At 37.6% G+C, this 21,901-nt stretch carries 20 protein-coding genes; 8 read left to right on the top strand and 12 right to left on the bottom strand.

The genetic code is table 11. The features are described from left to right. Positions 1-203: 203 nt before the first annotated feature. Positions 204-626, top strand: a complete 423-nt coding sequence (locus JM83_RS14945; protein ID WP_144962948.1) for a DoxX family protein — start codon at positions 204-206, stop codon at positions 624-626. Here JM83_RS14945 and JM83_RS14940 read toward each other — a convergent pair. From JM83_RS14940 to holA, 7 genes are all read right to left on the bottom strand, one after another. After that, positions 623-1,939, bottom strand: coding sequence for a M24 family metallopeptidase (locus tag JM83_RS14940; protein WP_144962947.1), 1,317 nt, complete (start codon positions 1,937-1,939; stop codon positions 623-625). The two genes, JM83_RS14945 and JM83_RS14940, sit on opposite strands and share 4 nt — an antisense overlap. Before the next feature lie 31 nt (positions 1,940-1,970). Then, positions 1,971-3,062 carry an AMP-binding protein gene (locus JM83_RS14935; RefSeq protein WP_144962946.1) on the bottom strand — a complete coding sequence of 364 codons (1,092 nt, stop codon included), beginning with the start codon at positions 3,060-3,062 and terminating at the stop codon, positions 1,971-1,973. Between the two features lie 56 nt (positions 3,063-3,118). Then, on the bottom strand, positions 3,119-4,069 hold the full coding sequence (locus tag JM83_RS14930; protein ID WP_144962945.1) for a CPBP family intramembrane glutamic endopeptidase: 951 nt from the start codon (positions 4,067-4,069) through the stop codon (positions 3,119-3,121). Positions 4,070-4,076: 7 nt separating this feature from the next. Next, complete coding sequence (locus JM83_RS14925) at positions 4,077-5,111, bottom strand: o-succinylbenzoate synthase (protein ID WP_144962944.1); 1,035 nt, start codon at positions 5,109-5,111, stop codon at positions 4,077-4,079. 22 nt (positions 5,112-5,133) lie between these two features. Next, entirely contained in the window at positions 5,134-5,814 is a 681-nt protein-coding gene (locus JM83_RS14920; protein ID WP_144962943.1) for a metal-dependent hydrolase, read from the bottom strand. A 223-nt stretch (positions 5,815-6,037) separates the two neighbouring features. After that, positions 6,038-6,940 (bottom strand): 1,4-dihydroxy-2-naphthoate polyprenyltransferase, encoded by a 903-nt coding sequence (locus JM83_RS14915; RefSeq protein ID WP_144962942.1) that lies wholly within the window; start codon positions 6,938-6,940, stop codon positions 6,038-6,040. After that, entirely contained in the window at positions 6,941-7,945 is a 1,005-nt protein-coding gene (gene holA, locus JM83_RS14910) for a DNA polymerase III subunit delta (RefSeq protein WP_144962941.1), read from the bottom strand. Between the two features lie 144 nt (positions 7,946-8,089). Here holA and JM83_RS14905 point away from each other — a divergent pair, with 144 nt between their 5' ends. The 3 genes from JM83_RS14905 to JM83_RS14895 all read left to right on the top strand — a co-directional run bounded on the left by JM83_RS14905 (position 8,090) and on the right by JM83_RS14895 (position 10,521). Further along, complete coding sequence (locus JM83_RS14905) at positions 8,090-8,536, top strand: type I restriction enzyme HsdR N-terminal domain-containing protein (protein ID WP_144962940.1); 447 nt, start codon at positions 8,090-8,092, stop codon at positions 8,534-8,536. Between the two features lie 71 nt (positions 8,537-8,607). Beyond that, the gene (locus tag JM83_RS14900) at positions 8,608-9,606 is read left to right on the top strand and encodes a glycosyltransferase family 2 protein (RefSeq protein ID WP_186435011.1); all 999 of its coding nucleotides are present in this window, start codon (positions 8,608-8,610) and stop codon (positions 9,604-9,606) included. 81 nt (positions 9,607-9,687) lie between these two features. Continuing rightward, entirely contained in the window at positions 9,688-10,521 is an 834-nt protein-coding gene (locus tag JM83_RS14895; RefSeq protein ID WP_144962938.1) for a flagellar motor protein MotB, read from the top strand. Between the two features lie 76 nt (positions 10,522-10,597). Here JM83_RS14895 and JM83_RS14890 read toward each other — a convergent pair whose 3' ends face one another. Then, positions 10,598-11,218: an L-threonylcarbamoyladenylate synthase gene (locus JM83_RS14890; protein ID WP_144962937.1), complete on the bottom strand. Its 621-nt coding sequence runs from the start codon at positions 11,216-11,218 to the stop codon at positions 10,598-10,600. Between the two features lie 41 nt (positions 11,219-11,259). Beyond that, entirely contained in the window at positions 11,260-13,581 is a 2,322-nt protein-coding gene (locus tag JM83_RS14885) for an ATP-dependent helicase (RefSeq protein ID WP_144962936.1), read from the bottom strand. A gap of 317 nt (positions 13,582-13,898) precedes the next feature. On the opposite strand from JM83_RS14885, the gene JM83_RS14880 reads away from it, so the two are divergent. From JM83_RS14880 to JM83_RS14865, 4 genes are read left to right on the top strand one after another with little or no spacing between them, the layout of a single operon-like run. Beyond that, positions 13,899-14,441, top strand: coding sequence for a DsrE family protein (locus JM83_RS14880; protein WP_261376496.1), 543 nt, complete (start codon positions 13,899-13,901; stop codon positions 14,439-14,441). A 16-nt stretch (positions 14,442-14,457) separates the two neighbouring features. Next, the gene (locus tag JM83_RS14875) at positions 14,458-15,735 is read left to right on the top strand and encodes an amidohydrolase (RefSeq protein ID WP_144962934.1); all 1,278 of its coding nucleotides are present in this window, start codon (positions 14,458-14,460) and stop codon (positions 15,733-15,735) included. A 1-nt stretch (position 15,736) separates the two neighbouring features. Next, positions 15,737-17,359 carry an FMN-binding glutamate synthase family protein gene (locus JM83_RS14870; protein ID WP_144962933.1) on the top strand — a complete coding sequence of 541 codons (1,623 nt, stop codon included), beginning with the start codon at positions 15,737-15,739 and terminating at the stop codon, positions 17,357-17,359. Between the two features lie 2 nt (positions 17,360-17,361). Further along, complete coding sequence (locus JM83_RS14865) at positions 17,362-17,883, top strand: hypothetical protein (protein ID WP_144962932.1); 522 nt, start codon at positions 17,362-17,364, stop codon at positions 17,881-17,883. Positions 17,884-17,935: 52 nt separating this feature from the next. Here JM83_RS14865 and JM83_RS14860 read toward each other — a convergent pair whose 3' ends face one another. From JM83_RS14860 to JM83_RS14850, 3 genes are read right to left on the bottom strand one after another with little or no spacing between them, the layout of a single operon-like run. After that, positions 17,936-18,859 carry a patatin family protein gene (locus JM83_RS14860; protein ID WP_144962931.1) on the bottom strand — a complete coding sequence of 308 codons (924 nt, stop codon included), beginning with the start codon at positions 18,857-18,859 and terminating at the stop codon, positions 17,936-17,938. Continuing rightward, the gene (locus JM83_RS14855) at positions 18,859-19,761 is read right to left on the bottom strand and encodes a patatin family protein (protein ID WP_144962930.1); all 903 of its coding nucleotides are present in this window, start codon (positions 19,759-19,761) and stop codon (positions 18,859-18,861) included. The genes JM83_RS14860 and JM83_RS14855 overlap by 1 nt, the downstream gene beginning before the upstream one ends. Then, positions 19,761-21,878, bottom strand: coding sequence for a M1 family metallopeptidase (locus JM83_RS14850; protein ID WP_144962929.1), 2,118 nt, complete (start codon positions 21,876-21,878; stop codon positions 19,761-19,763). The genes JM83_RS14855 and JM83_RS14850 overlap by 1 nt, the downstream gene beginning before the upstream one ends. Between the last annotated feature and the right edge of the window lie 23 nt (positions 21,879-21,901).

Genomic DNA, 21,901 nt, shown 5'->3' with positions numbered 1-21,901 from the left:
CTTACGCTCAATCTGACAGATAGCGACATTGATAAACTTTTCAATAGGTAACTATCTACTGACCTCTATAAAATAAATTGAATCAATATTTATCAAAGCCTCCATGTTAAATTAAAAACTTGGAGGCTTTCTTCTGTAGAAATTCAATTTTTATTTTCATAAAGTCACTAATTATCAGTAACTTAACTGTTAAATTTTGAGTTATGACAACAATAAAATCTCTTAATAAGTGGGCAAATGCGCATACTTATTATTCACTGGACATTTTAAGGGTTGCACTGGGAGTTTTCTTTTTTATAAAAGGACTTCAATTTATTTCTCAAAGTCAGATGCTTATGGAGCTATTCAAGCCACTTCGCGATTTTGGAGGAGCGATGATCGTTATTCACTACGTAGCGCCAGCACATTTAGTGGGAGGCCTTATGATAGCCTTTGGTTTGCTTACACGTTGGGCATTGATTGCACAACTTCCAATACTTATTGGCGCGATCTTAATCAACTTTATTGGGGCAATGAATCCTGGGAATTTAGTACTTGCAATCGCAATATTATTGCTTACCTGTTTTTTTATAATCTATGGTTCTGGAAAGCATTCCGCAGATTATTATTTAAAGATGGGATATTAATTGGAGGGAATTAAAAGCAATTCTGTTTGGCGCCCATTAACATAACGAAAGTTACCTTCTCCCCAAAATCCGGCTTCTTCCAGCATAATGCGAAGCTTCTTGTTCCATTCTGGAAGAGTTACCGTGGTATTAAGCTCTATAGCATAAACAGTATTAGGGTATAGCAGGTAATCTCCAGTTCCGGGAACACCTCCTTGAGAATCCCACATGCCAATAGTTGGCCCAGCAGAATGCCCATAAAGTCCCAAAGGATGTGTATAGATGGAAGGATCAAGTCCTACAGATTTAGCCTCGATCAAAGATCTTTTTAAAATTTCGTTCCCTGAGTCACCGGTTTTAAAATTATTCGTAAGTATATCCTGAAGTTGGTTTCCCTTTTTTAAAGCTGCCTGTAAGAATTTAGGTGCTTCGGTTTCACCTGTTTTTAAAACATAAGCATGTTGCTGGCAATCTGAATTTAGCCTTAAATATGATATGCCGAAGTCGCAATGCAATAAATCTCCCGGCTGGATCACCGTTTCTCCATACCCATTTGAAAAAGCATCGATATGATCTTTTAAATCATCTTCTTTTCTCTGAATATCCACCGTGGGATGAAACCAAGTTTCCAAGCCCAACTCTGTTACTTTTTGGCGCATCCACCAAACCACTTCTTCAGATGTTGTTTTTCCAGGGCTTATCACTTTCCTGCTAAAAGCTTCAGCAATAATTGCATGTGTTATTTCCACCAACCCTTCATATAGCTCCATTTCCATAGGAGTTCTGGTTTCTATCCAGCCAATTGCAAGATCTTCAGCAGATACTATTTTTGGTTTCAGCTCACTTGGTAAGTTTGCAAGAAATTCTTCATGATCCGTTTTTACCAAGCCATCGGCAATTGCAAAATTTTTAGAAAAATTCAATCCAATTTTAGAAGGGTTCTTTTCAGCAATTAGATCTACAAGCGCTTTCCATTGATCTGGTTCTTTTTCTTTATCCCAAACCGAAGTAATATTATCGCCAATATTGTATCTGGCTACCGCCAATCGTTCAACACGATTCGAGCCGTTTGGTTTATAAAAAACTAAAATAGTACGCCTTCTGGCATTTAACCAAGTGGACGGCAACATTGTTTTTAAAACAGGATCTTCGTTGTATTCCCTGGAAATCAATACCCACATGTCTATTCCCGCCCTCTCCATTAAATCTGGCAATAAATTTTCGAATTTATCCTGAAGTATGTCATCTATAACTTCTGCCCTGTTTTTTTCTGAAAGGATTTGTGCGTTGAGCGAAAAACCAACACATAGGAAAAGGATTAAGTATTTGTACATAAAAACAATTGTTGAAAATTAGAAAGGGAAGTTACTTCATTTTACTTCGAAGAGTATTCTTTCTATGGATCTTCCCATTGGGAGTTTCCTCGAATTTCTGGATCAGGTAGATTTTCTTCGGAACTTCGTACTTATGAAGCTCTTTTAAAGATTGCACCTTCACTTGAAGTTCTGAAAGCAATTCTTCAGAAAAATATGCTTCTACAAACAACACCAATTTCTCGCCAAGCGCATCATCCGGCATCCCAATAAAGAAAAACCGGCCATTGATCACCTCGCTCAATTTATTTTCAATTTCTTCTGGAAACAATTTTATTCCACCAGAATTTACCACATTATCGTACCTGCCCTTCCAATAGAACTGCTTATAGGTTTTAATTTCTACTACATCGTTAGTAATTAGAACGTCATCTGAAATTAAAGGTGCCTTTATTACCAAACATTCCCTAGCATCTACTGAAATATGCACATTTGGCATTAGTTTAAAAGGAGAAGTTTTTTTCTTTTTACCATTTAATCGTTTCGCCGCAATATGTGAAACGGTTTCTGTCATTCCAAAAGTTTCATAAACCTTGGTGTTCAAACCCTGAACCATTTTCTGTAAGTTCGGGGAAACCGCTCCTCCCCCAACAATTAATTTCTTGATAAGGTGCAATCTACTTATAGAATTATCCAATTGAAACGGGGTCATGGCGCAAAAATCGTAGGTTTTATAGAGATTATCCAGCGGGTTTGAAGAAGGTGGAACCAAATCTAGTTCCCAGCCCAACACCATTGCGCGCACCAACATCATTTTTCCCGCTATATATTTTGCAGGTAAACACATTAAGGCAGTGGAACCTGCCGGTAGTTCAAAAAATTTACCTGTAGCTAAGGCAGAATTGATCATGTGTTCTTTCCTTACCTTTATTTTTTTTGATCCACCGGTAGAACCAGAAGTTTTTACTTCAATAAATTTAGAAGATTTTACCCAATCTAAAAGAAATTCTCCAACCTCTCCTTCATGTGGCTCTCCTTCTTTAATGAAGTTATAGGCCACTTTCGCCAAATCTTCATTGGAAAAATGCAACTTGTTGATCTTAAAATCTTTATGAGTATCTGGAATACTGAATTTTTCAAGCATTAAACCTGTTTTTTAACAAATTAGTTAATATTAATGTTTAAATTTAACAAAAATATTTATGGATTTTCTATATTTTGAATATAATTATCAACAACTGGAGCTTCTACCCTTCCTGTTAATTTCTCCTTCCAATTGCTCCATCCATATTTCTTGGCCATTATAAACAAAAACAAGGGATAGACTACGAAAATTGGGATTAACACATCTACTCCCGCTGTTGGATCTGATATATCCTTTAATAAGGAATCCGTTTGAAATGCAGTCCAATCTGCAGTGACCAGAACCACTGTTAATAAGTTATTACCAGCATGAAAACCCAAAGCCAACTCCAAACCTTCATCCATCAGCGTCATAATACCCAATAGAAAACCTGTACCAATATAGTAGATCATGATAATATTTCCCATTTTTGTCACCTCTGGATTAAAGAAATGCAGGCCACCAAATACGACTGATGTCAATATCAACGGAAACCATTTATTCTTAACCAACACCCCAATTCCTTGCATTAAATAGCCTCGGAATAGATATTCCTCGAAACTGGTTTGCAATGGGATCATGATCAAAGCGATGATGAGCATTATAAAAAATGGCCCCGACTGGAAATTCACTATATAATCCTGAGGATTGGAAAAATAATCGAAAGCTGTCACCGAAACTGAAAAAATTGCCACCAACCCAAATCCGAAGAAAAACCTTCCCCAATCTACTTTTTTGCGAGATGTGGTAACCGTCCCAATAGGTTGATAATGGATAAATTTTACCACAAAGAACAAGGCAAACAGCCCTACTGCAAAAGTAAGTAGCAATAAAAACAGGTTTAAATTGGGGTCCAATATCTTCAATATTTCATTTTCCTCCATTCCAACGATATCCATCCCACCTTCCATAAACATGGCGACTGCCAATGGAATTTGCCCGAGGATTACTGCTAAGATTATTATGGAGAGCCCCAATAAATATCTCCAAAAACTATGTTGGTAATTAAATGCTTGCTGTATAAACATGTATAAATTATAAATTAAAACCCCAAGGGGTTTCAGGGTTGTACGTAATAGTTCCGTTTTTCACTTCTAACGGGGACTCAAAATTGTTGGTATAAAGGCCACCGGTTCCAAGACCTTGTGGCAATTGGGACTTTTTCGTGTATGTCCATTGGCTTATGGCGTTTAAACCCACATTGCTTTCCAAAGCACTTGTTGCCCACCAATCTATATTCATTTCATTTGCCAATTGCAACCATTCCTCTGTGCCCCGATACCCACCAATTAAGCTCGGCTTAAAAATAATGTATTGAGGATTTATTGTTTGTAGTAGTTTTCTCTTATATGTTACACCAGTAACACCAATTAGTTCTTCATCCAGGGCGATTGGGACAGGAGCAACCTCGCACAATCTAGCCATTTCATCAAGTTGTCCCTGCTTTATTGGCTGCTCTATACTATGGATGTTGAATTTACTAAGCCGTTCTAACTTTATAAAGGCTTCTTCCGGAGAAAAAGCACCGTTAGCATCTACCCTTATTTCTATTTCTTCCGAAGAAAACCCGGATCTTATAAATTTAAGTAGATCTAATTCGGCATTGAAATCGATCGCACCAATTTTCAGCTTAATGCATTTAAATCCATTTTTGATCTTATCGAGAATTTGCTCCTTCATAAAAGATTTTTCACCCATCCAAACCAAACCATTTATTGGGATGGAATCATGTCCCTTGGTAAATCCTGAAGGGTGCAATAAAAAAGGAGTTGAAGCTTCCAAAGATCTAAAGGCCATTTCCACTCCAAATTGCAGCGAGGGAAACTCCAAAAGTTGCCCCCAAAGTGCTTCTGCACCTAGGGAGATATTTTCACACACCCAGGCCAATTTCTTTTCATAATCCGGTTTATCATCTATGCTAAGAGACCTTAAGAGTCCGCACTCTCCAATACCCGTTTTGCCTTCAGAATTTATAATTATAAACCAGGTTTCCTTAGTGGTAAGAACACCCCGGGAAGTTCCACTTGGGCGTTTAAATTCAAGAAGATGTCTGCGATAAGTTGCTTTCATTAAGAATTAAAGAATTTCAAAATTAAAGCTCGATACTTTCACCTATTTCCAAAAGCATAAGATCTTTCCCTTTTTCATAAAATTTACGCTTTGCTTCCTCGTGGTCTATTTCTATGTATCCAAAAGTATCGTAATGGCAACCTATTATTTTATCACATTCAACAAAATCACTGGCTAGTATAGCTTCTTCTACTCCCATTGTAAAATTATCCCCAATGGGCAAAATTGCCAGGTCCAGCGTAGTACTTAATGGAATAAGCTTCATATCCATAGTTAAAGCAGTATCTCCTGCGATATAAATATTCTTATGCTCCCCTTCTATCACAAATCCTCCGGGTTGTCCCCCATAGGAACCATCTGGGAAAGAACTGGTATGGATGGCATTTACATATTTCACTTTTCCAAATTCAAAATCCCAAGAGCCCCCATGATTCATAGGATGCACTTCGAAACCTTTATCCTCATAATGGGTTGCGATCTCAAAATTGCTAACAATTACGGCTCCCGTATTTTTTGCAATAGCCTCGGCATCCAGAATATGATCCTGATGCGCATGCGTAAGCAAGATAAAGTCTGCTTTTAAATCTTGGATATTTATTACATCTTTGGAAAGTTTATTTCCTGTAATAAATGGATCTACTATAATACTGCTATCACCTATTTTAATTCCGAAGGAATTTTGACCGTAAAAAGTTATAATCATTGGAAAGACATTGAATTTCAATAAAACTGTATATCCGCTAATATGCCTAAAAGGCACAATGGAACTAAAAATGCCACGTCGAGCGCAGTCGAGACGTCTTTGTTTAACCCTTCGACTCCGCTCAGGGAGACAAAACCTATTTTTAGGTGTTTAAACGGATAAGCATAAAAATAAACATTGAAAAGGGATTAAACCTCAACCCGATGTTAAATTTTAATTCCTGTTAAATAATTAAACCAATCCCAAACAAAACAGCTATTGCAAAGGTTGTTAAAGCCAATACTTTAAGTTCTGGATCTAGTTTTTGGGGATCCTCATTTTGTACCACTCTCTTTAAGTGAAGGACCAAAGGAATAAAGGCAATTATATAGATGAAATTATTGAGCTCTTTGGACATTAACACACTAAATATAATAAGGGAAAATATAGCACCCAGAATCAAGGAATAATGATAATTTTTAGCCCATTTCTGCCCCATTTTTACCACTAGCGTGATTTTTCCAGATTTTTCATCGGAAATTCTATCCCTCATATTATTAAGGTTCAGTACTCCCGCACTTAGCATTCCTATAGCGGTTGCGGGCAATAAAGCAATCCAATATATCTCACGGGCATAAAGAAAATAGGTCCCCAAAACGGCCACCAGCCCAAAGAATATAAATACAAAAACATCTCCCAAACCCCTGTAGCCATAAGCATTGGTACCAACGGTGTATTTAATTGCTGCCACAATAGCACTTACCCCCAATAGAAAAAAGATAATAGCATACCAAAAATGTTCCTGTCCAAAAGCTGAATAAATTAAAAGCACCGCCATGAACAAGGTTAATATTGCCGTAAGTACAATTCCCTGTTTCATCTCCTTTTCAGTAATCATACCGCCCTGCAAAGCTCTAGTAGGGCCAACTCTATCCTGATTGTCGGTTCCTTTGACCCCATCCCCATAATCGTTGGCGAAATTGGATAAGATTTGGAGTCCCAGTGTGGTTCCCAATGCCAGGCTAAAAATCACTATATTAAAATACCCCTGATGAACCGCAATGGTTGTCCCTACAATAATTCCACTTATCGATAAAGGTAAAGTTCTAAGTCTTGCTGCATCTATCCACGTTTTAAATCCCCTCATTTAATTCATTATTTTTACAACCAATTCCTTTAATAGATCGCCAGCAGGCATATTTGCAGCACCAACTCCTTTGCTTTTCACATCTGTTTCCCGCAAATAGGTAATGATCTGGCTCACCTTTTTCATTGGATAATTCCTGGCTGCCAAAACATAATCTGCCACAAAATAAGGATTCACCTTTAGTACCTTGGCAACGTTGGCCTTGGATTTATCGGCTGTGCCGTGATATTGCAATATTTGGGAGAAATATCCAAACAATAAGGATACTGTTACTACCATAGGGTTGTCCTTGGTGTTTTGTGCGAAGTAATTTATAATTCTATGCGCTTTAACAGAATCGCGCATTCCAATAGCCTTTCTGAGTTCAAAATTATTGAAATCCTTACTTATCCCAATATTTTCTTCAATGAGCTCGGGAGTAATATTGGTGCCTTTTGGGGCTATTAATTGTAATTTTTGCAGTTCATTATCGATCTTGCTTAAATCGGTTCCCAAAAATTCCACCAGCATTTGGGATGCTTTTGGAGAAATGGCATATCCGCTAGCTTTTAGTGTTTTCTGAATCCAATCTGATACCTGATTCTCATACAGCCTTTTACTTTCAAAGATCACCCCGGCTTTAGCCACCGACTTATATAGCTTTTTTCGTTTATCGATTTTTTTGTACTTGTAACATACCACCAAAGTTGTTGTAGGTTGTGGATTATCGGAGTATGCTTCTAATTTCTCAATAGTTCTGGAAAGGTCCTGTGCCTCTTTTACAATAATCACCTGCCTCTGGGCCATCATAGGATATCGCTTGGAATTACTAATTATTTCATCAACTGTAGTGTCCCGCCCGTACATCACCATTTGATTAAAACCCTTTTCCTCCTCCGGCATAAGATGAGCTTCTATATATTTGGCAATCTTATCTATATAGTAGGACTCTTCGCCCATTAAAAAATAGATGGGTTTTACCTGTCCGTTTTTAATTGAAGTAACTATTTGAATTGCGTCTTCCATAAGGGTGTAAGGCAGTTTGGCGTACTTAATTGAAGTTTTTTTACTTCAAAAGGTATTAATTATACAAGATCACTTAGGTTCCAACCCGAGATTAAATTGAAAAATTCCTGAGCTATAACTTTATAATTTTGTTTATTTGAACTGATGCAAAAATTGAATTTTCCGCAATATACATTTCGCTTCAAAAATAGCGAAAATAAAATAGCCGTTTTCGATGAGATCAGGAAAAAATTTATAATCCTTACTCCTGAAGAATGGGTGAGATTACATACCGTTCAGTATCTAATTTCAGAAAAAAAATACCCCAAAAGCCTTATTAATGTTGAAAAACAACTCAAAATAGGAAAGCGAATTAAAAGGTACGATGTAGTAGTTTATAATTCAAAAGGGGATATCCATATAATTGTGGAATGCAAAGCACCTTCCATAAAGATCACCCAGGACACCTTCGATCAAATTGCCAGATATAATATGAGTTTGGATGCCACCTACCTTATGGTCACCAATGGCTTGGACCATCATTTTTGTCAATTGGATTACGAACTGGAAAAGTATCAGTTTTTACAATCCCTCCCAGAATATCAATTGTAGGCCCCCGTGCTTTAACCTAAAATTTATTCTGTTTACTTTTGACGTCAGGGAATAAAAAATCAGAATATAGAATGAGTCAGACTGTTGCGGTAGTAATATTGAATTGGAATGGACTGGCTCTTTTAAAAGAGTTCCTGCCAGCGGTTGTTGAATATTCGAAAGAAGCCAATCTCTATGTGGCGGACAATGCTTCTACCGATATGTCTGTTTCTTATGTTGAAGCCAATTTTCCTGAAGTAGGGATCATTCAAAACAAAGTGAATGGTGGTTATGCAAAAGGTTATAATGATGCTTTAGCTGGATTAACTGAAGATATTTTTATTCTGTTGAATAGTGATGTAAAAGTCACGCCCAACTGGATTCCTCCCATTAAAGCTATTTTTAAAAATGACAAAAAGGTAGCTGCGGTACAACCAAAAATCTTGGATTATAAAAGACCAACCCATTTTGAATATGCAGGGGCCGCCGGGGGTTTTATAGATAAGTTTGGCTATCCTTATTGTCGGGGAAGGATTTTTGATAATTTGGAAAAAGATTTGGGACAATATGATGACGAAATGGAGGTCTTTTGGGCAAGTGGGGCGTGTTTGGCTATAAAACGGGATCAATATTACGAAGTTGGCAAATTAGATGAAGATTATTTCTCTCACCAGGAAGAAATAGATATCTGCTGGAGGCTTCATAACTATGGGCACAAGGTGGTTTACACCCCAAATTCTGTGGTGTATCACGTAGGCGGTGCAACTTTAAGTAGCATGAACCCAAAAAAGACATTTTTCAATTTCAGAAATAGCCTATTTAACCTGATTAAGAATGTGCCTTCCAATAAAATTATCTTGGTGCTTCTTTTGCGAATGGTTTTGGATGGCGTGGCAGCAATTAAATTTTTATTCGAATTTAAATTCAGTCACTTCACTGCTGTTTTTCAAGCACATATGAGCTTTTACAAGCATTTAAATATTCTTTTAAAAAAGCGTAAAAAACTTCCCAAGAAAGATAATTATTATTCAAAAATTTCCGTTGTTTACCGGAATTATGGATTGGGTCAAAAAAAATTTTCCGATTTATAATGTTTCAAGGCAAAAACTAGTTTATGGGCACTAATTTTGATAGCTTTGAAAAAATCTAACAAATAAAATTTACAACAAATTATGAAGAAAATCATGTTACTTACGGCAACAGCCGCTTTATTACTTTCTTCTTGTGTGTCACAGAAGAAATACGCTGAACTCGAAACTTTACAACAAGAGACAAAGGATCAATTAAACACTGCGACCGTTAAATTGAATTCTTGTTTGGATGAAAAAGAAAGTTTAAACGCACAAATTAAAACCCTTAATAATCAGAATTCTGCATTATTGAACAATGTTGGAAACTTAGCAACTCTTTCCACAAAAGAAGCTTCTAACCTTGAAAAATCATTGGAGAGCATCAAAGAAAAGGATATGAAGATCCAGCGTATGCAGGATGCAATTAGCAAAAAAGATTCTGTTACTTTGGCCTTGGTTACCAGCCTTAAAGGTGTTCTTGGAAACATGAGCGATGAGGATATTAGCATTAATGTCGAAAAAGGTGTGGTTTACGTTTCTATCTCGGATAAATTGTTGTTCGACAGTGGAAGGTATAATATTACCTCTCGTGCAAAAGAAGTACTAGGAAAAGTTGCAACTGTGGTAAAAAACAAGCCGGAAATCGAATTTATGGTGGAAGGACATACAGATAGCAAACCTATTAAAACTGCAATGTTCGAAGATAACTGGGACTTAAGTGTTAAACGTGCAACTTCTGTTGTTAGGGTATTACAAGACGAGTTTGGTGTACCACCAGAAAGAATGACCGCTGCGGGTAGAAGTTACTATGTGCCCTTGGCTTCCAACGACTCTGAAGATGGACGTTCTAAGAATAGACGTACACGAATCGTGATCTTGCCTAAATTAGACCAATTCTACAATCTTATAGAGCAAGGAATGAAAGAAGCTAAATAAGCTAAACCTTCTTTAAAAATTAAAAGCCCCGATGCGGGGCTTTTTTTATTTACAAATATAATTATTTCCTAAAAAGCTACATAAGCTCCAAACTCCCCTTTCCTTCTCTGATCACTTCTGGCTCATCTCCGGTAAGATCTATTATCGTAGAAGCTACATTATCTCCATAGCCGCCATCGATTACAAGATCCACCAGATTATGCCACTTTTCGAGAATCAATTCAGGATCTGTTGTGTACTCAATAACCTCATCCTCATCTTTTATAGATGTTGAAACTATAGGATTCCCTAGTTCCCTTACAATCGCCCGACAAATATTATTATCTGGCACCCTAATCCCCACAGTTTTCTTTTTCTTGAAGACATTTGGAAGATTGTTGTTTCCCGGAAGGATAAAAGTAAATGGCCCAGGTAAATTGCGCTTTAGAATTTTAAAAGTTGGGGAGTCTATTTGCTTTACATAGTCTGATAGATTACTTAGGTCTTCGCAAATAAATGAAAAATTAGCCTTCTCCAATTTCACTTGTTTTATTTGTGCTATACGCTCTAAAGCACTTGTATTTGTAATATCGCAACCCATTCCATAAACCGTATCTGTTGGGTAAATTATCAAACCTCCTTTCCTTAGCACATCAACAACTTTCTTGATGTCTTTTGGATTTGGGTTCTCGTCGTAAATTTTTATTAGGTTGGCCATTATAATTTCATTTTAATATTTTGCTTAAAACAATAACTAATTTAAGAAAGCAGCTTCAGTTTAGCGAATCTCAACAACAGTTTTTTAACACCGCCATTTTCAAAATTGATCTCCGCTTTTTTATCCTGTCCAATACCATCGATATTCAGCACTTTTCCCTTTCCAAAACGAATATGTTCAACTTCGTTTCCTGCTTCCAGTTTCACGCTGTCCTTTATCGAAGCTGTAGGATAATTTGCAGTAGTTGGCCTAAGCTTTCTGAGTTTCTTTAACTGCTCCTCATTTGGTTTATGAGCTGGGGGTGGGGTTCCTAATTTTGGTTTTGATTGCCTTAGCTTGCTTTTATCTACATCTCCAAAAATATCGATATCCATCAAGGGCTTATATTTATAATCATCCTGCGGAATCATATAATCCATATAGGCTTCATCTATTTCCTCAATAAACCTACTTGGTTCTGCATCTACCAATTTGCCCCATCTATATCGGGATTGTGTATAAGTTAAATATGCTTGCTTTTCAGCCCTGGTTAATGCCACATAAAACAATCTTCGTTCTTCTTCCAATTCAGAACGCGTGTTCATACTCATTGCAGAAGGAAAAAGGTCTTCTTCCATTCCTACTATATATACAAACGGAAATTCCAGTCCTTTTGCCAAATGTATGGTCATAAGTGCCACATGGTCCTCGTTGGTTTCCTTGTCCATATCTGTTGCCAAGGCCACATCTTCCAAGAATTCCGCTAAAGAACCTGTAACATCTGCTATCTCCTGCTGTCCTTCCACAAAATCCCTGATCCCGTTAAGGAGTTCTTCAATATTTTCGATTTTTGCTATTCCTTCTGGAGTTCCATCTTTTTTAAGCTCTTGAATGAGCCCGGTTTTCCGAGCTACCGTATCTGCAACCACAAATGCATCTGCATTTTCAGTAAGGATCTTGAAACTCTTGATCATATTCGCGAAGTTCGCCAGCTTGTTCCTGGTTCCCGAATTTATCTTGAGATCCAAATGATCCAGATTTTCGATGATCTCAAAAATGGATTTACCATATTGATTGGCGGCAATGGTCAATTTATCGATGGTAGTAGAACCTATTCCTCTAGCAGGAAAATTAATGATCCTCTTTAATGCTTCCTCATCATTTGGGTTTACCAACAATCTTAAATAAGACAAGACATCCTTGATCTCTTTGCGTTGATAAAAAGAGAGTCCGCCATAAATTCTATAAGGGATTTCCCTTTTACGCAGTGCGTCCTCCATAGCCCTGCTCTGGGCATTGGTTCTATACAAGATTGCAAAATCCCCATTGTTCATTTGCTTTTGCATCTTGTTCTCGAAAATAGAGCTCGCTACATACCGCCCTTCATCTCCATCGGTCAGCAACCGGTTTACAATAATCTTTGGCCCATCGTCATTTGCGGTCCAAACCACTTTATCCAGTTTGGTTTTATTCTTTTCTATGATGGAATTGGCCGCATTTACAATGTTCTTGGTGGAACGGTAATTTTGCTCCAAACGGTACATTTGTACATTATCGTAATCCTTCTGAAAATTCAGGATATTGTTGATGTTCGCTCCGCGAAAGGCATAAATACTTTGCGCATCATCCCCCACCACACATATATTCTGAAATTTATCTGAAAGCGCTTTTACAATAAGGTATTGGGAATGGTTGGTGTCTTGGTACTCATCTACCAAAATATAACGAAAACGATTCTGATATTTCTGAAGTACTTCCGGAAACCTGTTCAATAGCTCATTGGTTTTCAGCAATAAATCATCAAAATCCATGGCGCCTGCTTTAAAACAGCGATCTACATAGTTTTTATAGATTTCCCCAAGCCTGGGTTTCTTGGACATCGCATCAGCCTCACGCAACTCAGGATTCTGAAAATAGGCTTTAACAGTGATCAAGCTATTTTTATAGGAAGATATTCTCGAGTATACCTGCTTGTATTTATAGATATCCTTGTCCAGCCCCATCTCTTTGATAATTGCTGAAATAAGGCGCTGTGAATCTTGGGTATCGTAAATGGTGAAATTTGAAGGATAGCCTAATTTATCGGCCTCGAAACGCAACATTTTGGCAAATATAGAGTGAAAAGTTCCCATCCATAAATTCTTTGCCTCACTACTTCCAACAATCTGGGAGATCCTTTTTTTCATTTCCCTCGCTGCCTTGTTGGTAAAAGTTAGCGAAAGAATATTAAAGGGATCTACTCCCTTGCTCATCAAATAAGCGATCCTGTAGGTCAGCACCCTCGTTTTCCCAGATCCTGCTCCCGCAATCACTATCATTGCACCATCTTTCTGAAGAACGGGAGCCTTTTGGGCATCGTTTAATTCTGCTAAATAAGATTCCAAATTTATACTTTCTTTTAAGCTGTGAATTTAACCAATTAAGATGTACTTTAAAACTCCTTTTGGTCTTACTTTTAAACAAAAAGGCTGCAAATTATGACGTGCCTATTATTTTAAATATATTTAGCTTCGGAAAAAAACTGTATATCCGTAAAGTGTCATAAATTGATAAAGTACGTCATTCTGTCCCGATCGTTCGGGAGTTTCAGAATTTTAGAACAATAAATTGAGACCCTGAAATAAATTCAGGGTGACGAAAGAAGTTTATGTCTAAAAGAGGATATACAAAAAAAATTACCAATTTTAATATTATAAACAAAATGATAAGAAGCCTTTTTATTCTAATAAGCCTTGCTATTTCTACCGCATCTTTTGCTCAAGAAGCACATTCCGGGGAGGTGATCAAGGAATACGGAAAAATCTATGAAGTTTCCAATCCTGACTTTAAAACAGATACTACTGCGCAATTCAAAGTGGTTTTTGATGTGGCCAAAAATTTTGATAATCCTTCCCAACCAAACAAGCTTATAGAAACGGCAGCCAGGTTTATAAATATGCACAGGGCTGCCGGTATACCTGCTAAAAACATTCAGGTTGCATTGGTAATTCATGGAGGGGCTTATCCTGAAATATTAAAGGACGAATTCTACAACGAGAAATTTCCTGAAATCTCTGTAAATCCGAATGCCGAATTAATTTCACTTTTGGCAAATCAAGGAGTCCAGGTGATTTTATGTGGTCAAACTGCTGCTCATAGAAAAATCACAAAATCTGAAGTATTACCGGAAGTTCAAATAGCGCTTTCTGCAATGACGGCCTTGGTACAGCTTCAAAATAAAGGCTATCGCCTTATTAATTTTTAAATTTAAGCACACACCTATGAAATATACCTTTTTCTGTTTGTCTTTCTTGTTTGCAACAGGAACTCAAGCCCAAATGACACCCGATATGGAATCTCAAATTAACGAGATTGAACCAAAAGTGATAGAATGGAGAAGGGATTTTCATGAACATCCAGAACTTTCAAACCGGGAATTTAAAACTGCTGAAAAAATAGCAAAACATCTTGAGAGCCTAGGACTAGAAGTACAAACCGGAGTTGCAAAAACTGGGGTCGTTGGTATTTTAAAAGGGAATAATCCAGGAAAAGTAGTTGCTTTAAGAGCCGATATCGATGCCCTACCGGTAACCGAAATAAATGAGTTGCCTTTTAAATCTGAAGTTACCACAGAATTTTTAGGAACCAGTACTGGGGTTATGCACGCCTGCGGTCATGATACCCACACCGCAATTTTAATGGGAGTTGCCGAAATACTTTCCAAAAATAAAGATAAGATAAACGGTACGGTAAAATTCATTTTTCAACCAGCAGAAGAAGGTCCACCCCCGGGAGAAAAAGGAGGAGCTTCGGTAATGATTGAAGAAGGAGTGCTTAAAAACCCAGACGTAGATGCTATTTTTGGGTTACATATAAATTCTAGTACCCCTGTTGGGACCATTCGGTACAAACCAGAAGGCACCATGGCAGCGGTAGAACGTTTTGTAATTAATGTACAAGGAAAGCAAACCCACGGTTCTGCCCCTTGGAGCGGTACCGATCCAATCCTGATTTCAGCAAAAATCATAGACGGTTTACAAACTATAATAAGTCGGGATTCCAAACTGGTGGACGGCGCAGCAGTGATCACGGTTGGTAAAATAACCAGTGGTGTGCGGTTTAATATAATCCCAGAATCTGCGGAATTAATTGGAACCATAAGAACCTTGGATGCCGATATGAAGGCTAAAATCCTAAAAAGAATGAGCGAAATGGTACCTGCAATTGCTAAGGCTTATGGCGGGGATGCTAGCATAGAATTTCAGAATAATACGGCTATCACTTATAACGATCCTGCTTTAACAGAAAAAATGCTGCCTACCTTACAAAATATTGCGGGAAAAAATAAAGTGGAATTGGTTAAAGCTACAACCGGGGGAGAAGATTTTTCATTCTTTCAGGAAGTGGTGCCTGGATTTTACTTCTTTTTGGGAGGACAAACTCCAGGGGCCACAGATGCTGCACCGCACCACACTCCAGACTTTTTTATCGATGAAAGCGGCATGTTGTTGGGGGTAAAAGTAATGTCCCAATTGGCACTTGATTATTTACACAATTAAGATGAATGATCTATTAGATATACTTGGAAGTATACCTTGGTGGGCTTGGGTTCTAATTTTCCTAGTCCTTGTAACCATAAAGGATATCTTCTTCAGTAAAGAACATATTATAAAACACAACTTTCCGGTGGTGGGCCATTTGCGCTATTTCTTGGAAAGCATAGGTCCTGAACTAAGGCAGTATATTGTTGCCAGTGACAGGGAAGAGCTTCCTTTTAATAGAAATGAACGCGGATGGATCTACGCCTCGGCTAAAAACGAGAATAATTATGAAAGCTTTGGTACCGATGAGGATATCTATAGGACCAATTATATTTTCATAAATAATTCCATGCTTGCCTATAAACTGGAAAAATCACATCCTAATTTTGAACATCCTTATTTTATTGCCTGTGCCAAGGTAATGGGTTCTTTCAATAAAACGAGAAGGCCTTATAGACCTACATCCATCATCAATGTTTCTGCCATTAGTTTTGGATCGCTCTATGCCAAGGCTGTAGAATCCCTAAATAAAGGTTGTTTATTGGCCAATGCATACCATAATACGGGAAAAGGTGGACTTTCCCCTTATCACAAAATGGGAGCAGATGTGGTGTTTCATTTTGGGACAGGATATTTTGGGGTTCGTGGAGATGACGGGAATTTTTCCATGGACAAGCTATTAAAATTGGTTAAGGAGAATCCACAGGTAAGAGCCATTGAGGTTAAGTTATCTCAAGGAGCCAAACCGGGAAAAGGGGGTGTGCTGCCAGCTTCTAAGATCACTCAAGAAATTGCTGAAATACGCCATGTGCCTCTAGGAAAAGACATCCTATCCCCACCAACTCATTCTGCTTTTATCAACGTAGCTGAAATGGTGGATTTTATTGAAGAAATTGCAGAAGCTACAGGCTTACCAGTGGGAATAAAATCGGCTATTGGACATTTAAAACAATGGGAGGAATTGGCACAAATAATGAAGGAAACCAATCGTGGACCGGATTTTATTACCGTAGACGGTGGCGAAGGTGGTACTGGAGCCGCTCCCCCAAGTTTCGCAGATCATGTTTCCCTGCCTTTTATAAATGCATTTACAAATTTGTACAATGTTTTTCTGAAGCAAGGAATTACAGAAAGAATTGTATTTATTGCTAGTGGTAAGCTCGGTTTTCCCGATAAAGCCGCGATGGCCTTAGCGATGGGAGCAGATTGCATTAATGTGGCCCGGGAAGCGATGATAAGTATTGGTTGTATCCAAGCACAAGCTTGCCATAACAACACCTGCCCAACAGGAATCACCACCCATAATAGATGGTTACAAGCGGGAATCAATGTTAAGGATAAGGCAGATAGGGTGAATTTCTATTTTACAAAATTCAAAAAGGAACTGCTGGAGATTACCCCTGCTTGCGGTTATGAACATCCTTCACAATTTACAATGGACGATGTAGATATTAATTTAAGTGATAAGAATATAACAAAAACCCTAGCTTCAACGTTTAAGTACCAAAAAACCAGGGTGCCATTTACCTCTGTACAGGCACATATGGACTGTCCATATCTGGGTGGAACATACTCCAAAGGAAAAGAAGTAAAAACCAAAGAAGCAGAAACCGAAGAAACCTCTGTATACAACACAAATTAACTATGACCGACATCAATCTCCTACAACTTTTATTTTATCTACTACCGGCCGTAATTATTGGTTTGATCTCTTTTTATTTTTTTCAAATGCATACTTCCAATGAAGAAAAAAGAAGACTGTATCAACTAAGGATAGAAAATCAAAAAATCGCTCTCCCCATTAAATTACAGGCTTTTGAGAGAATGGCCTTGTTTCTGGAAAGAATTTCCATGGGAAAATTATTGCTCCGGATAAAACCAAAATCCAATGATTTGGGTGCATACGAGGATATGTTGGTACAAACCATAGATCAGGAATTCGATCATAATCTAGCGCAACAGATCTATCTTTCTTCAGAATGTTGGAATGTTATTAGAACATCTAAAAATGCCACTATTGGCATTATTCGGAAAACAGCAAAAAAGGATAGTGTGACCAATGCCGATGAATTGAGACAAAATATTTTAAGCGCCTTGATGGATCAAGTACCACCTACAGAAGCGGCTTTGGATTATATTAAAAAAGAAGTGCGAAATACAATTTAACCCCTCAGGGAGGGCTTAATTATTGAATGGTAGGGTCTAGGATAAATTGCGTTTAAAGAATCTTCTTAAAAGACAAGGTTTGCTCATTTTTCTTTTGAATACCGCGCTCCATGGCATAATCGAAACCTTGTTGCCACCAAGAAGTCATCGCTTTTTTATTAAAAACCAAGGAATTCTCGGTTAATTGAACAGGGGTGTAATAAGTGTTCAATTTTACCTGTTTGTTCATAGCGGCAAGTTTTCCTTCCACCACATCGTGGTATTCTACCTGATCCAGTAAAAATCCGAAGAGGTTTATCATCAATGAAAAAGGATTTTTACCAAGCACTTTGTTGTACTCCATATTCTCGGCCTCCAAAATAATCGCATCTACTTCGGTTGCGCCGCGTTTTATAGCTTCCCTAATAGGCACAACGCAGCCCAAACCCCCATCGGCATACTCATAACCATTTTTGGTAGCAAGGCTCATAAAGGGAATATAGTTGCAAGAGATCCAGATCCAATCGCAAAAATCATCGTAAGAAAACTCCTGGATAGATTTATATTCCACCCTGTTTTTGGACAGATTGGATACCGTAACAACCACATCTTTTGCTTTGTTTTTTACTGAATTAAAATTTTCTTCAGAAAAATGCTTTTTAATGTGTTTTCGCAAATTCTTGCTTTCTCCAAACGTTCGCTTCTTTTTGGCAAACTGTAGAAACATATTGAAATAATTGATGGTCACATATTCCCGACCATCTTTCTTTTTTACCACAAATGGATTTATGCTAAAGATCTTTTTTTGATTAACATTCGTGTAGATATCATATACTTTTTTAATGTTGCCATCTGCTAAATGGGGAATTAGCAAACTACCCGTAGAGGTTCCAAGAAACAAGTCATATTTCTTGCCTTCTTCTTCCATTAAATATTGGGCTACCCCCCCGGCGAAAGCTCCTTTACTTCCGCCACCTGAAATTACCAATGCTCGCATTAAGGTTCAATTTGGTTCAATTCTTCATTTTTGTATTTGGCAAAACTAAAGCCACTCTCCCACCAACGTTCCATCTTTACCTTATCAAAAATAAGGGAATTTGTGGTTAACACCGTGGGAGTATAATAGAAATTTATAATCACGTCTTTGTTGGCTGCCGCGAACTTTCCGATCCTTATATTCTGATTTTCGATTCTATCCAGCATAAAACCAAATAAATTGGTGATGAGCGAAAACACGTTTTTTGATGGCAATCTATTAAAATAGGTTACTTCTGTTTGAAGGATGATCGCATCAATTTCTGTAGCGCCTCGTTTAATTGCTTCTTCTATTGGTACCATAGATCCAAAACCCCCATCGGCATATTCACATCCATTCTTTTGGACCAAGCTCATAAACGGCACATAATTGCAAGAGATCCAAATCCACTCGCAAAAATCCTCATAACTGTATTCATGTATGGATTTATATTCTATTTCATTCAACGAGATATTGGAAACTGTTACCACAATCTCCTTATTGCTGGCTTTAAGCTCTTCAAAATCTTTTCTGGAAACTGTGTCCATGATCAATTTTTTAAGGTTGCCACTCTCCCCAAAAGTTTTCTTGCCCCTCCAAAAATTACGAAGGACATTAAAATGATCTATAGAAATTTGATCTTGCCCATGTATTCTTTTAATTAAAAATGGCCTATTGCTAAAGATGCTGTTTTGAGTAACTGTGGTATAAACCTCCTTGATCTTCTGGGTCTTGTTCAGCGCTAAATGAGAAATCAATAGACTACCTGTGGAAGTACCCAAAAAGAGGTCGTAGTCATTGCCCATTTCTTCAATTAAATACTGTGCGACCCCTCCCGCAAAAGCTCCTTTACTGCCACCTCCAGAAATTACCAATGCCCGCATTAGTTTTGTAATCTTTTGGTTAGAAATTCTAAGTCTGGATTTTCCATAACAGTACTTAAAGCTACATATTTTGTGCGGTATTCTTCTTCTTTCAACAATTTATCCAATAAACTTCTACAATAATTTCTAAAGCTATATGTATGGTGTTGCGCTCCTTCCAAAAGGTCCAATAAATTCTGCTCAGTAAAAGCATTTATTTGGTACAGATATCCAAAGGCGTTTTGCCTTAGGCCAAAAGGTAGCGTTTCACTCGTATATCCCGATAATTCTTCAAAATAGGCTGGTTTTTTTTCTGGATCTATTTCCGGGCTTACCAAATTAATGACCAACCACAACAGTCTTACATTCTTGTTTTGAAAGCCGTGAATGCCTTGGGTACTATTTAAAAACCTCAAGGTTTCTTCAGGAAATTGAAGCCATGATTTCAAAAGTGCATTTTCTTTTGTGATATAAGAGTCATCTTCTAACAGCTCTATAAATTCTGATTTTAATGCTGAAGGAATCGAATCTATACTCACGGCCACGGCTTGCCTAAGCATCACATTATTTGTTTCCAGCGCTTTTTTATAAAGCGGGACTGTCTCCTGAAGGCTCTCCCCAGACAACTGAAAAACAGTTTCTTGTCCTATGTATTCGTTCACAGGAAAATCCAGGGCTTTTTCTAAATATTCTTTTTTATTTAAAATTGAAGTTTCCCTCAAAGAAGCCAGTTCCATATATTTTGTGATAAATCCAGATCTCTTTAAGGAAACCAATGCTTCGGTACCTTGAAAAGCACTTTGTTGCAACCAATCTTGTTTCCAGGCAGAAATATCGATTTTTGATACTTCCTCTACTGCTCGTACAAAATCTTCAGTAGTTACATTGGAATATGCATTTTCTATGAGATAACTTTTAATCGCTTTCCTAAAATTATCTTCCCCAATCAATTCTTTTAAAATATGCAATGCCCAAGCCCCTTTCTGATAAAACGTGAGGGAACTCGCCTTCGGGTCTAACAAAGACTCTCCTTTCCCGGAATCGCTTAATTCTTTCAACTGTTCTGCAGATTCGTATAATTTCCAGTAAAAATAATCTTCTCCAAAAATCCCTTTTTCGGCCATCCATGCATAATACGTTGCGAAACCTTCGTGCAACCAATGGTGTTTTCCATTGGTTTCCGTAACCATATTACCAAACCACTGGTGGACAAGTTCATGGGCATTCACAAAAACATAGTTCTGATCTACGAAAGCCGTAGAATCAATTACCAAAGCATCTGAAAAGATGGTTGTTCCCGTATTTTCCATCCCCGCAAATAGGAAATCCTGAACGGGAACCTGTTTGTAGTTTTCCCATGGATAGGGCACTCCTATTTCTTCTTCAAAAAAATCGAAGATTTCTTTAGTATGTCTATAGGTGGGTTCTGCCTTAAGGGAATCCTTAGGTTCAAAATATAAATGAATGGGAACAGCAGTTTTAGATTGCAGAGTGAGTTTATCATATTTACCCGCAGCAACAGCCACCAAGTAACTGCTCATAGGTTTCTCCATCTTAAATTTCCATTGGGTAATGGAATCGTTGAGCGCGGTTTTTTTTGCTAATCCTCCATTCGAAATAACCTGATACCCCTTATTAAAATTGATTGTGAGGTTGAAAATCAATTTTTCGGTCATATCGTCAAAACTTGGTAACCAATTGGAATTATCCCTCCCTTGTCCTTGCGTCCACACTTGTTTACTCCCGTTTGAATTGTTGGGAGCGTCCCAATTGATAAAATACATAGCTTGTTTTGGTTTGGCAGTATACTTTAAATGAAGCTGGTATTCTTTTTTAGGTGAAAAAGCAGATTTTATCCAGATTCTAGAGCTATCGTTAGTGTATGGCACTTTTTTACCATTTAGCAGCACTTCAGAAAACTGCATGTTCTTGGCATCGATAAAAATAGAATCTTGCGGATCGAGTATTTTAAAACGATAAACTACCTTTCCTTCTACACTTTTCTTCTGCGGAAGAATACTTACTTCAGCATCCATTTGTAGAAAATCGACTTTATTGGTTTGCTCCAATGAACCATCATATTGTGCATATCCAACAACATAGAATGCTAAAGAAAACAATAGGAATAGTTGTTTCATGAATTGGGACTTCAATAGGGAAG

The sequence above is a fragment of the Gillisia sp. Hel_I_86 genome, assembly GCF_007827275.1.
In the GTDB taxonomy this organism is placed as follows: domain Bacteria; phylum Bacteroidota; class Bacteroidia; order Flavobacteriales; family Flavobacteriaceae; genus Gillisia.
The sequence above is the reverse complement of the archived record's forward strand: the minus strand, read 5'-3'. Positions and strand labels throughout refer to the sequence as shown.

Coding starts and splice junctions, on each gene's coding strand:
- JM83_RS14945 (WP_144962948.1), top strand. CDS start 204: ATGACAACAATAAAATCTCTTAATAAGTGGGCAAATGCGCATACTTAT.
- JM83_RS14940 (WP_144962947.1), bottom strand. CDS start 1,939: ATGTACAAATACTTAATCCTTTTCCTATGTGTTGGTTTTTCGCTCAAC.
- JM83_RS14935 (WP_144962946.1), bottom strand. CDS start 3,062: ATGCTTGAAAAATTCAGTATTCCAGATACTCATAAAGATTTTAAGATC.
- JM83_RS14930 (WP_144962945.1), bottom strand. CDS start 4,069: ATGTTTATACAGCAAGCATTTAATTACCAACATAGTTTTTGGAGATAT.
- JM83_RS14925 (WP_144962944.1), bottom strand. CDS start 5,111: ATGAAAGCAACTTATCGCAGACATCTTCTTGAATTTAAACGCCCAAGT.
- JM83_RS14920 (WP_144962943.1), bottom strand. CDS start 5,814: ATGATTATAACTTTTTACGGTCAAAATTCCTTCGGAATTAAAATAGGT.
- JM83_RS14915 (WP_144962942.1), bottom strand. CDS start 6,940: ATGAGGGGATTTAAAACGTGGATAGATGCAGCAAGACTTAGAACTTTA.
- holA (WP_144962941.1), bottom strand. CDS start 7,945: ATGGAAGACGCAATTCAAATAGTTACTTCAATTAAAAACGGACAGGTA.
- JM83_RS14905 (WP_144962940.1), top strand. CDS start 8,090: ATGCAAAAATTGAATTTTCCGCAATATACATTTCGCTTCAAAAATAGC.
- JM83_RS14900 (WP_186435011.1), top strand. CDS start 8,608: ATGAGTCAGACTGTTGCGGTAGTAATATTGAATTGGAATGGACTGGCT.
- JM83_RS14895 (WP_144962938.1), top strand. CDS start 9,688: ATGAAGAAAATCATGTTACTTACGGCAACAGCCGCTTTATTACTTTCT.
- JM83_RS14890 (WP_144962937.1), bottom strand. CDS start 11,218: ATGGCCAACCTAATAAAAATTTACGACGAGAACCCAAATCCAAAAGAC.
- JM83_RS14880 (WP_261376496.1), top strand. CDS start 13,899: ATGATAAGAAGCCTTTTTATTCTAATAAGCCTTGCTATTTCTACCGCA.
- JM83_RS14875 (WP_144962934.1), top strand. CDS start 14,458: ATGAAATATACCTTTTTCTGTTTGTCTTTCTTGTTTGCAACAGGAACT.
- JM83_RS14870 (WP_144962933.1), top strand. CDS start 15,737: ATGAATGATCTATTAGATATACTTGGAAGTATACCTTGGTGGGCTTGG.
- JM83_RS14865 (WP_144962932.1), top strand. CDS start 17,362: ATGACCGACATCAATCTCCTACAACTTTTATTTTATCTACTACCGGCC.
- JM83_RS14860 (WP_144962931.1), bottom strand. CDS start 18,859: ATGCGAGCATTGGTAATTTCAGGTGGCGGAAGTAAAGGAGCTTTCGCC.
- JM83_RS14855 (WP_144962930.1), bottom strand. CDS start 19,761: ATGCGGGCATTGGTAATTTCTGGAGGTGGCAGTAAAGGAGCTTTTGCG.
- JM83_RS14850 (WP_144962929.1), bottom strand. CDS start 21,878: ATGAAACAACTATTCCTATTGTTTTCTTTAGCATTCTATGTTGTTGGA.